Source organism: Roseiflexus sp. (genome assembly GCF_057785375.1).
In genome coordinates this window covers 85,436-100,656 of the sequence record NZ_JBYNRX010000101.1, presented here as the reverse complement: position 1 = coordinate 100,656, position 15,221 = coordinate 85,436, and the positions used below count along the sequence as shown (strand labels likewise).

At 61.5% G+C, this 15,221-nt stretch carries 10 protein-coding genes; 6 read left to right on the top strand and 4 right to left on the bottom strand.

Annotated features, from left to right (window positions below; genetic code table 11):
- Positions 1 to 387: 387 nt before the first annotated feature.
- The gene (locus AC3EA7_RS20610; RefSeq protein ID WP_488615954.1) at positions 388 to 1,611 is read left to right on the top strand and encodes an MFS transporter; all 1,224 of its coding nucleotides are present in this window, start codon (positions 388 to 390) and stop codon (positions 1,609 to 1,611) included.
- 3 nt (positions 1,612 to 1,614) lie between these two features.
- On the opposite strand, the gene AC3EA7_RS20605 is transcribed toward AC3EA7_RS20610, so the two are convergent.
- Positions 1,615 to 3,003 carry a hypothetical protein gene (locus tag AC3EA7_RS20605; protein WP_488615953.1) on the bottom strand — a complete coding sequence of 463 codons (1,389 nt, stop codon included), beginning with the start codon at positions 3,001 to 3,003 and terminating at the stop codon, positions 1,615 to 1,617.
- Positions 3,004 to 3,321: 318 nt separating this feature from the next.
- Here AC3EA7_RS20605 and AC3EA7_RS20600 point away from each other — a divergent pair, with 318 nt between their 5' ends.
- From AC3EA7_RS20600 to AC3EA7_RS20585, 4 genes are read left to right on the top strand one after another with little or no spacing between them, the layout of a single operon-like run.
- Positions 3,322 to 4,074, top strand: a complete 753-nt coding sequence (locus tag AC3EA7_RS20600) for a class I SAM-dependent methyltransferase (RefSeq protein WP_488615952.1) — start codon at positions 3,322 to 3,324, stop codon at positions 4,072 to 4,074.
- A 56-nt stretch (positions 4,075 to 4,130) separates the two neighbouring features.
- On the top strand, positions 4,131 to 5,252 hold the full coding sequence (locus tag AC3EA7_RS20595) for a glycosyltransferase family 2 protein (RefSeq protein WP_488615951.1): 1,122 nt from the start codon (positions 4,131 to 4,133) through the stop codon (positions 5,250 to 5,252).
- A gap of 41 nt (positions 5,253 to 5,293) precedes the next feature.
- Entirely contained in the window at positions 5,294 to 6,733 is a 1,440-nt protein-coding gene (locus tag AC3EA7_RS20590) for a sugar transferase (protein ID WP_488615950.1), read from the top strand.
- A 23-nt stretch (positions 6,734 to 6,756) separates the two neighbouring features.
- Positions 6,757 to 9,420, top strand: coding sequence for a hypothetical protein (locus tag AC3EA7_RS20585; protein ID WP_488615949.1), 2,664 nt, complete (start codon positions 6,757 to 6,759; stop codon positions 9,418 to 9,420).
- Positions 9,421 to 9,464: 44 nt separating this feature from the next.
- Here the strand turns inward: AC3EA7_RS20585 and AC3EA7_RS20580 are convergent, their stop codons facing one another.
- The gene (locus AC3EA7_RS20580) at positions 9,465 to 10,817 is read right to left on the bottom strand and encodes an aminotransferase family protein (RefSeq protein ID WP_488615948.1); all 1,353 of its coding nucleotides are present in this window, start codon (positions 10,815 to 10,817) and stop codon (positions 9,465 to 9,467) included.
- 200 nt (positions 10,818 to 11,017) lie between these two features.
- Here AC3EA7_RS20580 and AC3EA7_RS20575 point away from each other — a divergent pair, with 200 nt between their 5' ends.
- Positions 11,018 to 11,626: a hypothetical protein gene (locus AC3EA7_RS20575; RefSeq protein ID WP_488615947.1), complete on the top strand. Its 609-nt coding sequence runs from the start codon at positions 11,018 to 11,020 to the stop codon at positions 11,624 to 11,626.
- A gap of 75 nt (positions 11,627 to 11,701) precedes the next feature.
- Here AC3EA7_RS20575 and lysA read toward each other — a convergent pair whose 3' ends face one another.
- Positions 11,702 to 13,006 carry a diaminopimelate decarboxylase gene (gene lysA / locus AC3EA7_RS20570; RefSeq protein WP_488615946.1) on the bottom strand — a complete coding sequence of 435 codons (1,305 nt, stop codon included), beginning with the start codon at positions 13,004 to 13,006 and terminating at the stop codon, positions 11,702 to 11,704.
- 370 nt (positions 13,007 to 13,376) lie between these two features.
- Complete coding sequence (locus AC3EA7_RS20565) at positions 13,377 to 14,834, bottom strand: potassium/proton antiporter (RefSeq protein ID WP_488615945.1); 1,458 nt, start codon at positions 14,832 to 14,834, stop codon at positions 13,377 to 13,379.
- Positions 14,835 to 15,221 lie beyond the last annotated feature (387 nt).

Genomic DNA, 15,221 nt, shown 5'->3' with positions numbered 1-15,221 from the left:
CACCCGCCAGGCCAGGAGCGGCCCGCGCTACGCGCGGAGAGAGATGGCGGCAAACAACAGAATCGGGGGTATGGTTGCCGACGCGCGCGGGCGGAAGTGACGCTTTCGCCCGCTTCTCTTTGCCCATCCTACACCTGTTTACGCTCTTCCTGGAAGCGCAGGCGTGATGTGCGGCGCCCCGGGGCGGCGGGGCGCCGTGCGTTGGCGCTTGCTGAGACTATTCCGCCGCCGCTTCTCCTTTTCGGGGGCTGCCCCCGAACCCCTTTTGTGGGCGACCGGCGGCATCATCTCCCCCAACCGTGAACGGTTAGCGCGCCTTCCAGGCTTGACGGGAGATGCCAGTCGCGCTACGATAGCGCCGCTCGCCTGAAACCCGTCGGAGCCGTTGTGCAATCGTTCCCTCTCCTCATCCTGCGGCGCCTCGAACGTTTGCTGATCGGTTCGTACCCGGAGCCTGTTCGCGCCAATGCCCGCATCGAACTGTTCGCCTCCTTCTGGTATGGTCTCTTCTTTGCCGCCAGCCTGACGTTTTTTCCGGTCATTCTGCGTCGTCTGGGCGCCACTTCCTTCGAACTCGCTCTGTATGTCATTTTCAGTTACATCGGCCAGACCCTGTCGCCTCTGAGCCTGGCGCTCCTCCACCGCACGTCGCCATTGCGCTTTTCGATCATTGCCTGGTCGTTCGGGCGCGGTTTGCTCCTGTGTGGTGCGCTGCTCACCGAAGCGCCCTGGCTGCTGGCGCTCGCCGCCCTGTTCTGGATCGCCGAGGCGCTGCCATCACCAGCATATGCGCGCATCATGCAGCAGATCTACCCGCCGCGCTACCGGGGGCGGGCGATGTCCGCCGTGCGGATCGGGGTCTCCATCGTCGTTCTGATTGCAACACCGATTGCGGGGTGGACGCTCGATCAGGTCGGGCACCAGCCGCTCTTCGCGCTGGCCGCGATCTTTGGCGTGGTTTCGAGCCTGGTCTTCTCGCGCGTTCGTCCGGTGGACGGCGCAGCGGAGCCGGCGAATCAACCGGCGCTTCGGGCGCTGCTCCCGATTGTGCGCCGTGATCGACGATTTGCGCTGTATCTGCTGGTTCTGACGGTCTATGGGTTCGGCGCTGTTATGGCGCTGCCGCTCTACCCGATCGTGCAGGTGAGCCGGCTGCAACTGTCGTATACGACCATTGGCTACCTGGGTCTGGTGCAATCGATCTTCTGGCTGGCGGGTTTCTTTGTGTGGGGGCGGCTGCTTGATCGCTACGGACCGCTGTGGGTGCTGCGACTCAGCATTCTGCTGGCTGCCTTCGTGCCGTTGACGTATGTTTGGGCTGGCGACGCCTGGATGCTGTTGCCTGCTTTCATCTGCCAGGGGTTGATGCAGGGCGGCTTTGAATTGGGAATTACAACCGGAGTCATTGATCTTGCAGAGCGCGGGCGCGTGATGGAGTACACAGCGCTTCAGGCGGCGACGATCGGTGTTCGTGGCATGCTGGCGCCGCTGCTGGGCGCGCTGCTCCTCGGAGCGGGTGTATCCGAAACGCTGGTGCTCGGCATTGCCGCCGGACTGGTGGCTGTTTCGTGGGTTATGCTCGGCGCGGTACGGTCGCCGCAATCTGGCTGAGTCCTATGACCCCAGGCGAATGTAGATCGGCCTGTCGCTGACGTTGAAACGGATCAATCCATCCCTGTCCAGATCGGAACAATCGACGGCAGGCGGCGTTGGGCGCTCCAGATGGGTGATGCACGTCGCCCGTGCGCCAGGCAGCGCCACCAACCCCCATCCCGTTTCCGCCTGAGCGCCAGGGCGCCAGAAGACGTATAACGGCGCACCATCGCGCGTGGTAAAACGCAGCGTCTGCACCATGCCGTCCTGATCGAAACGTACATCGGTCAGCGGCGGACCGGCATACGCTGCGCCCTGAAGGAGAAACGCCGCGTTGCGGTACGCATAGAACGCCGGTCGTGGCGTCACACCGTTGATGCCAACATCTGCCAGGTGACTGTGCTGAAATCCCGTTCCCTGCTCCAGGAGGGTATACCAGAGAATGCCGCGCAGATTCATCGCGATCGCCAGAGCGTAAATCCGGGCGGCATAGTTCGCCTGTATCTGTTGATAATCGGATGGGCAGGGTTGCCCTTCGGGACACACTTCAGCGACCTCCAGAGCGGCAATGGGCGTTTGTTCGAGACCATATATCGCCAGAGTCCGGCGCAGGTTCTGCGCTTTCAATGTCATACGCTCGGCGCTGCCCCAGCGGGCATAGCCAGAGAACCCGATGATATCGCACGCCAGCCCGCCGCCTTCGATCATGCCGCGCAAAAAACCGAGCGTCGGCCGGTCGTCGGGCCAGAAATGCGCAAAATTGCCGCCGATGATCTGCGCGCCAGGGTTGACCGAGCGAACGGCGTTTGCGAAGACGCGCAGCGCCGCGCCATAGGCGTCGCCGCCATACCACGGCGCAACGCCGGTGTTCCAGCATCCGATGCCTTTACTGTCGGAGATGGCAGGGGTGAAATCGGGTTCATTCCAGAACTGCCAGTATCGTACTGCGAGATCGCCGCTCCGGTAGCGCGCCGCCGCTGCTGCCGCAAAACGCGCCAGGTCCGCGTAGGCTTCGGGCGCCACCGGGCTGCATGTGCGCCCCGGAAGACGACGCGCCCACTCGGGAGCGATCTGCACCAGCACGACCGGCTCAATGCCAGCGGCGCGCAGGCGGCGGATGTTCGCCTCCAGCACCGCTGCCGCTTCCCACGAATACGCACCTCGCTGCGGTTCGATCGCATCCCACACCAGGTCGCCGGCACGCGCCCAGGTCGCAGGAAGCGCTGGCAAGAGCGCCTCGGCGCGCGTTCCCTGAGACACCCGGAGATCATACCCCAGCAACACGCGCGTATCGGGAACGCTGATCAGCGGCAAATAAGCGGTAAATGTCGTTTCTGCCAATCCGACTGCGGGGGAAGGCGACGCTGTGAGCAGCATCAGGGTCATGAGGATGAGAACAATCGGTCGCATACGAACCTGTTGCCGATGCTTGAGCGTGTGCAGAATCTTGTGGAGCGTGCGCATCCGGCGCCGTAACCTCTGGACGAGACACCCGCATCTCCAGGCGATCCAGGGGTCCCGACACGAGGAGTTCACGTGCGCGCAGGCGCCACTGCGTCGTTCTGTCAATTTTCGACCATGTCCACGATCCGAACGCTACCTGATCATACTGTATCCAGCGGAACGAAACCCGGATTGATCGTTACACTTTCGTGACGACCGATCGATAGTACGACCGGTCATTGTGATATAATCGCTCCGCCTGGACAAGAGGTGAAGGAGCCAACCGTGCCAGCAACACTGACTGCACGCCAGCAGGTCGAGCGGACGCATCACGACCGTATCGCCGCCCGCGAACGACGCGACTTTTATGCCTGGGGCGCACTCGATGCCGCCGATGCCTATGCCTGCTCGCTGATCGACTATCCGGCTGGCAGTATGATTCTCGACCTTGGATGTGGGCGTGGCATCCATGCGGTGCGCTTTGCGCAATCCGGCGCCCGTGTTGTGGCGGTCGATCTGTCAGGCGGCATGGTTGCCATGACGCAATCGCGCGCGATCCACGCAGGGGTTGGCGATCGCGTTACAGTTCAGCAGATGAGCGCCGAGTCGCTCGGATTTGCCGATGCCACATTCGACTATATATTTGGTCATTCTGTGCTGCACCACACCGATCTGGCAGTGACCCGGCGGGAAGTGCAGCGTGTGCTCAAGCCAGGCGGACGCGCCGTGTTCCTTGAGCCGCTCGACCACAACCCGGCGCTCAACCTGTTTCGTTATCTGACGCCGTGGCGACGCACGCCAACCGAAAAACCGTTGAGCCTGGCAGACCTGCGTTTTTTTGCGGAACCGTTTACCCGCAGTTCGCATCGCGAGTTCTATCTTCTGGCGCTCGGAGCATTCATCTTCGTGCCGTTCAAGAGTCGCACGCTGTTTCAGCACACTCTGCGCCTGCTCAATGCCGTTGATCAGCGGATGTTTCGTCTGGTCCCTGCGCTGCGACGGTACGCCTGGGTGACGGTGCTGGACGTACAGCGCTGACCGCAGGCGCACCAGGCGTCTGTGCGACGCGACGAAAGCAATGCAGCGAGGTTCGGATGGATGCACACCCTTCATACATCGCCATTGGCGACGACGGAGCGCCGGAGATGCCAGTACCGGACGCCGCTGCGCAACGAGCGGCGCAGTTATTTCCATGCGTGTCGATCATTACGCCATGCTACAACGAACACAAGACCATAGGCCTGCTGCTCGAAGGCGTCTATCGCCAATCGTATCCGCGCGCCGCGATGGAGGTCGTGATTGCTGACGGCGGTTCGACCGACGCCACACTCGAAGTCATCCGGGAGTTCCAATCCAGCCATCCTGACCTGATGATAAGGGTCGTATCGAACCCGCAGCGTATCACGCCGGCGGCGCTGAATCGCGCAATTGCTGCGGCGCGTGGCGAGATTCTGATCCGCCTCGATGCACATTCCATTCCTGCGCATGATTATGTGGCGCGCTGTGTGGCAGCGCTCGAACAGGGTCTTGGCGATAACGTCGGCGGCGTGTGGGAGATTCGCCCCGGCGCGAACGGATGGATTGCGCGCGCGATTGCGGTTGCGGCTGCGCACCCCCTCGCCGTCGGCGATGCGCAGTACCGGCGTGCACCTGCATCTGCACGCGCCGTAGATACTGTTCCGTTTGGCGCGTTTCGGCGTGAACTGTTTGATCGTATTGGACTTTTCAATGAACAATTGCCGATCAATGAGGATTATGAATTCAATGCCCGGATCCGACAGCACGGCGGCGTGATCTGGCTCGATCCGGCGATCCGTTCCGTGTATATTGCGCGTCCGACATTGCGCGCCCTGGCGCGGCAGTACTGGCGGTACGGCTTCTGGAAAGCGCGCATGCTCGCGCAGTATCCGGCAACGTTGCGCTGGCGCCAGGCTCTTCCCCCGCTCTTTGTGACAGGCTTGCTGGGATTGTCGGTCAGCGCGCCGTTTGCGGCGCCCGCGCGGCCGGCGCTGGCGGCAGCGATTGCCCTGTATGGAGGCGCTCTTGGCGCTGCGGGCATACATGCCGCTGCACAGCGGCGTGATCCGGGTCTGGTTGCGGGATTGCCGCTGGCAATGGCGGCGATGCATCTCAGTTGGGGCAGCGGCTTTCTCTGGAGCGCCTGTTCTTTGCTCATAAAACGCCGGGCGCCTGAACAGGTCGTGCCGATACCATGAGTCGACGGGCTGTAGTCAATCCGGCATCACGAACGCACCAGATGCCATTCCACCTGCGTCTGGAGATCTCCGAGCGCCGGTTGTTGTTGCGCATCGGCGATCTGGCGTTAACCGCGATTGCAGTCTTTGGAGCGCTATGGGTGTGGGCGCGCCTGGCAAACCGTTCACTGGACATCGGATTGATCCAGGAGCAGGTTGGTTGGGTGGCGCTGATCGGCATCGGGTGGCCCTTCTGGCTGATGCTGGCAGATATGTACAACCTGCGTCTGGTTGCGCGGATCGGTCCCAGCATGCGCCGCATTCTCCTTGGCGGTCTGGCGCTGCTGTTTGGCTACCTGATCCTGTTCTTTGTGCTCTCCCGCGCCCCCGTGACGGGCATGCTCGCTGCGATTGAGACCGGCGCGCCGCCGCTGCGTTTTGCTCCAGCGCTTGCGATTGTGGCGCTGGTTACGCTCATGGTCATCTGGCGTCTGGCATACATTCGTGTGCTGGGAGCGCCGCACACCCGCCGTCGCCTGCTGATTGTCGGCGCAGGTCAGGCGGGTTCGACGCTATCGCACGTCATCCTCAAAGGGCATAGTCCATACTACGAGATCGTCGGATTTGTCGATGACGGGCTGCAGGTGCACCGCGATCAGATCGGCAACATTCCGGTGATCGGCAGTATCGACCGTCTTGGCGATGTGGTGTGGGAACGTCGCATTGATGAGATTGTCATTGCCAGCAGCGAGGTCAGCGGTGAGGCGCTGCAAGTGTTGATGGATTGCTACGAAAACGGCGTGACCATCACGCCGATGCCGCTGCTCTACGAACGTCTGACGGGGAAGATCGCCGTGGAGCACGTCGGCAGTCAGTGGTATGTGGCGCTGCCGCTGCAATCACGCCCGACGCGCACAGCCGAGGCGGTGATCAAACGTCTGCTCGATCTTGTCGGCGGTCTGGCTCTGGCAGTGGCGCTCCTGATCCTGCTCCCGTTTCTTGCGCTTGCCATTTGGATCGATTCGCCCGGACCCGTGTTTTACCGGCAGCAGCGCGTCGGCTGGCGCGGCAAGCCATTTACCGTGCTCAAGTTCCGCTCGATGGTGCAGGACGCCGAGCCGGATGGCGAGGCGCAATGGGCAGTGAAGGATGACCCTCGCGTGACGCGCGTCGGTCGTCTGTTGCGCCGGATGCGCCTCGATGAGTGGCCGCAGGCGCTCAATGTGCTGCGCGGCGAGATGAGCCTGGTCGGTCCGCGCCCGGAACGGCCCGAATTCGTCGAACGATTGCAACTGGAGATACCGTTCTATCGCGTGCGTCTGGCGGTCAAGCCCGGGTTGACCGGATGGGCGCAGATCAACTACGAGTATGGCGATAGCATCGAAGCGGCGCTGGCAAAACTTCAATACGATCTCTACTATTTGAAACATCAGTCTTTCTGGTTCGACCTGCTCATTCTGGCGCGAACGGTGCATGTGGTGCTGCGGATGAAGGGGCAGTAGGGGTAGGGGGTAGGTTAGACCATATGAAAATCTATCCTGTATCGACGATAGATGTTGCACATTCGAGCGCTGTGACATCCCGTAACGTCATGGCGTGGCGGCAGTGGGGTCTGGCAGGCATTCTGGCAATCATTGCGTTTGGGATTGGACTGGCGTTCGCTCCTGCTGGACTGCATTTCGACGCAGCGAATCCGGCGGCGGAGCGGCATGTGGTTGGCTTCAGCGCTGCCGAGGCAAATGAGCGTGAGCAGTACCGCTGGGCGGAGCGCGACGCTGCGTTGCGCCTGTTTGGTCTGACCCGGCGCCGGTTGATCGTCGATCTGCGTATGACCTCGCCGCGCCCGCCGGATGCCGCGCCTGCCGAAACACGTCTCGCCCTGGGTTCCTGGCGCAGCAACACGTTTGTCGTCGGGGGCGACTGGCGTCGTTACCGGGTATTGTTGCCGCCGCGCCCTGGCGCCCCCGACCTTCGCCTCGATATCCGCACCTTCCGACCTGCGAAGGAGAGTGACAAACGCGACCTTGGCGCGGCTGTGACCCGCGTGGCGGTCTACCCCGCTGATGATCTTCCGCCGCAGAGCGGCGCCATTGCGACCCTCGGCGTCGTGCGCACCCTTGTGCTGCTGCTGGCGCCGATTGCGCTGTTTGCTGCCACGTTGCGCACAGAAAGCCGCGTTGCGCCGTGGATCGTTGTTGGCGGGACAGCCGTTCTCACAGCTATTGCTGCGGCTCGTCCAGTCGATACTGTGGCGTTCCTGCCCGATCTCTGGCTTATTCCGGTTGGAACCGCGATCGGCGTGGCCATCTTTTTCGGCGCGCAACCGCACCTGACGCCGATGCTGGCATTTCTGCAACGCATCCTGGCGTCGGATGCAGCGCGGCTCGCCGTCGTTCTGGTCGTCGCCACGATTCAGGGGCTGGTGTTTCTTGTGCTGGTTCCTCCCTGGCAACACTACGATGAACCGGCGCACTTCGAGTTTGCCTGGTTGTTCGCGTTCCATCCCTCCTGGCCCGCGCCCGGAACAGTAAACCCGGCGATTGCCTGGATTGGCGGCGAAGGTCGCGCGTTGTCGCACATGCCCACATACCATCTGCTGGTCAGCATTCCTCTCCGCGCCGCCGGCGGATGGAGCATCATCGATCAACTCTACCTGGCGCGCACCGTGTCGCTTACGATGTTCATCGCAACCATTGCAATACTCGGCGGCATTGCACGCACGCTCTTTGACGCCGGTCATCCGATGCGCTGGCTACTGCCACTGGTTGCTGCGCTGGTTCCGCCGTTTGCCGACATCATGACCGCTGTGAATAATGATGTTGGAGCTATTCTGGCATTTTCCCTCTTTCTATGGAGTGTCGTCCACATTCTTGTACAAGGATGGAGCGCCAGGCGCGCAGCGTGGGTCGTTAGCGCAGCGCTGATTGCAGCAGCAATGAAGAATGTGGCGCTGGTTGCTGTGCCGTTCGCATTCGTCGTTCTGTTGATCGCGGTTGGGATCAGGCGGAAATGGCGCTGGAGACGAATTATTGCTGCGCTTGCCGGCGTTGGGATTGTCGTTGCAGGCTTTGGTTTGACCTGGGGCGACCCCGCTGCATGGTATCGCTACGGCGCCGTTTCGGAACATGGAGCAGCGCGAGTCGCGCTTTCCGATGCACCGCATGGACGGCATGCCTTTCGTCTCACCGCCGGTTTCTCGCCGTATGAACTCTCTGGTCTTTCTGCACCTGTAATGACTGAAGATCTCCCTGCAATCGCCGGTGGTCCGGTCACGATTGGCGCGTGGGGGTGGGCGTCGCGCGCAGCAACCGTCGCCGGACCTGTTATCCTCTACAATGATCTCGACCCCGACTTGAAGACGATTACCACCTTACCCATAGACGTTGATACTCAACCTCGATTTATCACATGGACGTTCGAGGCGCCGCCAGTTCTGAGAACAATGCAGGTGTTGATGCCCGCTCCTGCTCCAACGTCTGACGCACCGCCGCTCACATTCTTCTTTGATGGTCTGGTTGTCGTCAAGGGCATCCATCCTGCTCATCCGCCGCCACAATTGAACAATACGGCAACCGCCGGTCGCTGGAACGGACAATTCATTACGAACCTGGTGCGTAATGGATCGGCAGAACATGGCTGGTTGTATCTTCGCCCGATGATTGACAGTGCGGCATGGCCGCTGGTTCGGCGTTCTCCCTCTCGAATCGTGACTTCACTGATCGACCTGGAGCGCACAGGACCGATCATTCTGCTTCGCGTTGCGCCCGATCTGACGTTTCGCTCACTGATGACATTCGGATGGGGCGAGGTGGAACCGTCGGATCGAATCTGGCGCACGGTGTTGCCGCTCGTCGTGCTGGCGCTTCTGGTTGGCTTCGCCCACACGGTCATCGTCAGACGCGGCAGCCTCTCGCCAAGACATATTGCAACCGCAGTCATTCTGATTATTGGCGCGCTTCTCTGGGCAAATGCAGCACTGCGGATTCTCCCGGCGCTGGTTGCGCAACCCGCTCCCTTCCCGCGCTACGGCTTTCCCGCAATCGGACCGCTGGCGCTGGTTCTCGCTGCCGGATGGCTGGCGTGGTGGCCAGCGCAGCGACGCTCGGTCGGCGCCGCTGCACTGGTGATTGCATTGCTCATGTTGAATGCACTCGCCTATGCCACAATATGGTGGCACTGGTATGTGTGACCATCACCAGGATGCCCGAGATGACGGTCACGCCCAGAGGTTTTCTAACCCCTGACCACCGCTTGCACCGACTCACCAATGATCGTCACAATCCGGTCGATCTGCTCCTCAGTCGAGACCAGCGGCGGCGCCAGCAGGATCATATCACCAAGGACGCGGGTGAACAATCCGCGTTTCATCATCTCCTGGTACACGCGCCCTCCGACATTCGCCTCGGTCGGGTACGGCTGTTTCGTCGCCTTGTCCGCCACCAGTTCGACGGCCGCCATCATCCCTTTGCCGCGCACATCGCCGACGCCATTGAGCGTGTAGAGCGTCTTCAAGCCATTGAGCAGTCGCTCGCCAAGCACGGCTGCCCGCGCGACCAGCCCTTCCTCTTCGATGATCTGAAGGTTGCGCAGCGCCACGGCACAACAGGTCGGATGCCCAGAATAGGTGTAGGCATGCATGTAGCGTTTGTCGGGCGGAGCGCTGTGAATGGCTTCGCGAATGCGGTCGGAGATGCCGATGCCGCCAAGCGGTATGTAACCGCTGGTAATGCCCTTGGCGAACTGCACAATATCCGGTTCGATCCCGTAATGTTCGAGGGCAAACCAGCGCCCGGTGCGGCCAAACCCGGTGATGACCTCATCGGCGATCAGCAGCACATCGTATGTGTCGCAGATCTCGCGGATACGCCCAAAGTAGTCGTCCTGCGGCACAATCACCCCGCCGGCGCCCTGCACTGGTTCGGCGATGAACGCCGCCACTGTATCGGGACCTTCGCGCAGAATGGCTTCTTCGAGCAGGTTGGCGGCAGCAATCCCATCGCTGATGTCCGGGGTCGGATTGACGAAGCGATACGGGTAGGGCGACTCAATGTGCACAATGCCTGGCATACGCGGTTCGAACATGGGCCAGTAGACCGGCAGACCGGTGGCGCTCATTGCCGCGATCGTCACACCGTGGTAGCCGCGCACGCGCGAGATGAACTTGACCTTGTCCGGCTTGCCAAGCAGTTTCCAGTAGTAGCGCGCCGTCTTGAACGAGGTTTCGGTCGCCTCGGCGCCGCCGCTGGTGAAGAAGAAGGTGTTGATCGATGGGTACATCAACTGGCTCAGGCGTTCCGCCAGATTGATGGCAGGCAGGTTCGACGAGCCGGTATAGGCGGAGCAGTACGCCAGCGTCGCCATCTGTTCCGCCGCCGCTTCCGCCAGTTCGCGCCGTCCATGCCCAATATGGACATTCCACAACCCGCTCAATCCATCGATATACTCGCGGCCCTCGATGTCGGTCACCATCGCGCCGCACCCTTTCACCCAGATCTTCGGCGACTGATGCCCGCTGGGGTGATACAGCGGGTGCAACAGGTGCGCCAGATCGCTCTGTATGCGATCAGCGACATCGATGGCGGTCATACGTCCTCCCCGTGTTCAAACAGTCGCGACAGCGTGCATCCAGCGCAATGATACCACAGGTACCACAATGCAGGAGGGCATCAATCGTTGAAATATTGTGTCAATAGAAGGATGTACTTCCTTGCAAATACAGGGGAAAATGCTCTCATCACGGCACGCATCGGTCGCTATACTGAATGACGAGTGAAAGGAGTCTTGCCATGGGTATCTTTGACTTTTTGTTCGGGCGTGACCGGCCCAACCAGCACCCACGCCCTGCGACCGGACCAACCACGCGCCTGAGCAGCGATGAGCAGGCGCTTGAGCGTTATCGCTACTTTCTGCGCACTGCCCCGCCTGATACGATCGAACAGGCATACGCCGACGCTTTCGCGCAGTTGACGCCAGAGCAGCGCGCGTATGCGCTACACGAATTGACAAACGTCTTGCCGCCGCACGAGCGCGCATCTCTGCCGCAGCAGGACGACCCGCAGACCCTGGCGCACCTGGCGACGCGCGCGGAACTGCGCGAGCCGGGCACGGTCGAGCGGCTGTTCAATCGCAATGACGCGCCAGCGCCAGTGGCGCAACAGGCAATGCCTGCAACCGGCGGCATGGGATTTGGCGGCGCGCTTGCCGGGACGTTCCTCGGCGCCCTAATCGGCGGCGTGATCGGCAGCATGGCGGCGCAGGCGATCCTGGACGGATTCGCCGCCGATGAGATGATCGGCGATCTGGGAATGGATGAGATGTCAACCGGTTTCGAGGATTTTGGCGGCGACCTGAGCGCCGATCTCGGCGGCGATTTCGATATGGGCGATGGGTGGTAAATTCACGGGACCGTGAGGGCATCGGGGGCGTCGGGGGGCGTCGTTAGGGGCAGGTCTCAGACCTGCCCCTAACGACTACGACGCCACATCCCTGGCAACCATATCCTCATATGTTTCGCGGCGCTGAATGAGGCGTGCCGATCCGCCGTTCACCATCACCACCGCCGGTCGCGGGGTCAGGTTGTAGGTGCTGGCCATGCTCAGCGTGTACGCCCCTGCCACCGGAACAGCCAGAACGTCGCCGACTCTGGCACGCGGCAGAGGGATGGCGCGGATCAACATATCACCGGACTCGCAGTAACGACCGGCAATCTCCACGATCTCCTCAACCGGCGCATTCGCCCGTTCCGCCAGCACAGCGGTATACCGCGCGCCGTAGAGTGCCGGACGAATATTGTCGCCCATGCCGCCGTCGATATGCAGGAAGCGCGTATGCGGAAGAACCTTTGTGGCGACAATCGTGTAAAGTGCGACCCCTGCGCGCGCGATGATTGATCGTCCCGGTTCAATCACCAGGCGCAGCAACGGGAACCCGCGCCGACGACATCCATCGGTGAGCGCCTCTCCCAACCGCGCGGCGCAAGTATGGAAATCAAGAGGGTGCTGGTCGGCAGTGTAGGGGATGCCCATTCCTCCACCGGCATTGATTTCCTGAATCATCAGACCGTGGCGCTCGCGCAGGCGCATAGCGCTGTCGAGCAGCACATCAATCTCAGCGGTATACGGGTTTACGTCGAAGAGTTGCGACCCCAGATGCGCGTGCAACCCGACCAGACGCAGACCAGGCGCGATCCGTAATCGTTCGGCGGCGGCATCGAGCGCATCGAGCGGCAGACCGAACTTCGATGTCGCGTGACCGGTCTGAATATGGGCATGGGTGTCGGTGGCGATATCTGGCGCAACGCGCAAGGCAACCGCCTGTGGCGATGAACGATGCGCAGTCAGGTTCGCCAGCAACTCCAATTCATCGAGGTTATCAACGATAATCTGACCGATCCCCGCTGCCAGCGCCTGCTCCAGTTCGGTGCGCGTCTTGGCGTTGCCATGCATGTGAATCCGCTGCGGCGGGAAACCGGCGCGCAGCGCGACGTACAACTCACCGCCTGATACCACATCCAGACCCAGCCCTTCATCGGCAATCAGGCGCGCCAGCGCTATGTTGAGCAACGCCTTGCTGGCGTAATGCACTGCCGTTTCCCCCTGATAATGGGCTGCAAGCGCCGTTCGCCAGGCGCGGCAGGCGTTCCGAATGGTCGCCTCATCGAACAGGTAGAGCGGCGTTCCATACTGGCGCGCCAGGTCCGCCACGTCACAGCCGCCAATCATCAGGCGCCCACGTTCATCAACGAGTGTCGTCAGGGGCCAGAGGTATGCGTCCATCTTGCGCTTCTGGGGTGAAGGGTTGGCATTCATTGGGCGTCGAGAACCGAGAACTGAGAACCGAGAACTGAGAACTGAGAACTGAGAACTGAGAACTGAGAACCGAGAACCGATACTATCTTGCGGTCCGTCGGACAAGATGTTCGAGCGCCCGGTTCACAAGGCGTAACAACCCCCAATGTGCGTTGGCGGTCGTGGACGCAGACTGCGCCCTGGCAGCAGCCCCAAGGGGGCTTGCATATCCTCAGCGAGGGCTTTCGCCCGCAGTGTCCCGGCGTCCCGCAGCGCGCACCAGCAGTATTGTACGAATGACCACGCCATGAGTATGAGAACCCTTTGCGCCTCTGCGCCTTTGTGTAAGACAACACGTTCAATGTTCAACCAACACGCGCTTCACCTCATCGAGTGCGCTGCGTTCGGTTACAAGCAACACCCGATCGCCCGGCTCCAGGATCGTCGTGCCGCCAGGCACGAGGCTATCGTTGTCGCGGTTGATAAGCACGACCAGCGCGCCACGCGGCAGCCCCAGTTCCATGATCGCGCGTCCGCATGCCGGTGATCCCGGTGCAACCGTCAATTCGACCAGTTGACTGCTGGCGCTCACCTTCGGAACGAACTCCTGCGGATAACGGAATGTCGCGGGGCGTTGCCGTTGCTGCACGCCGAGCCAGCGCGCCGCGCGCGCAATAGTCGTCCCCTGGATCAGCACCGAAGTCAGAACAATAAAGAAGACCAGATTGAACATCATACCGGCGCGATCCAGCCCCGCCAAAAGCGGGAAGGTCGCCAGCACAATCGGCGCCGCGCCGCGCAACCCCGCCCAGGCGACCATCACTTTGGCGCGCCAGTCGTAGCGGGTGAACGCCAGTGACGCGAACACTGCCACCGGTCGCGCGACGAAGACGAGAAATGCCGACATCAGCAGACCTTCGCCAATCACCGGGATCAGTTGGGAAGGGAAGACCAGCAAGCCAAGCACCAAAAACATGGCGATCTGCATCAGCCACGCCAGACCGTCGTAGAAACGAAGCAAACTACGCTTATGGGCAAAGTCACAGTTGCCGAGCACAATGCCCGCCAGATACACTGCAAGGAAGCCGCTGCCATTGATGAGCGCCGTTCCGCCGTAGGTGAGCAGCACCAGCCCCAACATCAGCGCTGGGTACAACCCCTCGAGTTGCAAGCGGGCGCGATTGATCGCAATCGCCATCACCCGCCCCAATGCATACCCTGCAACGCCGCCAATCGTCATCTGCAACAGAAAGAGCGGCGCCAGGCTTGCAAGCGAGCGCGATGGATCGGCGAGCACCATCGTCAATCCAATCGTCAGGAACACCGCGATCGGATCATTGCTCCCCGATTCGAGTTCGATCAATCCTTCCAGATTGTCGCGCAGGTTGACGTCGCGGGTGCGCATGACGGCAAACACCGCTGCCGCATCGGTCGAAGAAATGATGGCGCCGAGCAAGAACCCTTCCAGCAATGAAAATTGCAACAGGAAATGTGCAGCAACCGCCACCAGCAGCGCGCTGATCAACACGCCGAGATTCGCCAGGATCAGTCCGGTCCAGAGCACCGGACGGATCATCTGCCAGTCGGTGCTCAACCCGCCGGAAAACAGGATCAGTACCAGCGCCAGCACGCCGATCGATTGCGCCAGCCGGGCGTCATCGAAGGCAATCCCACCAGGACCGTCCGACCCGGCAAGCATTCCGATCAGCAGAAAGAGCAACGGCGCCGGCAACCCAAATCGCAGCGACGTCTTGCCGGCGATAATGCTGATGATTAGAAGCGTCGCTGTGATCAGGAGAATGAATTCGAGCGACATGGTCCTTTTTCCGAACTCGTCGGGGCAGGTCGCAGACCTGCCTTGCGCCAGGCGTCCGTCGGGGCGCAGACCTCGTGCCAAACCGGTTGGGGCAGGTCTCACAGAGCGATCAGACGTGGAGCGGCTGACGTTGGCTGTGCCTGTCGAAGCCAACGTCAGCCGCAAGACGGTCAACACTGGCAATTATAGTGTAACATCTGGTTGATCGCCCTATCAGACCTGCGTTTCGCCAGGCGTCCGTCGGGCGCCAGACCTCGTGCCAAACCGGTTGGGGCAGGTCTGAGACCTGCCCTGCGCCAGGCGTCCGCCCGGACACCCACCCTTGCGCTATACCGGTTGGGGCAGGTCTGAGACCGGCCCCAACGACGAAAATGGCTTCCTGTTAGA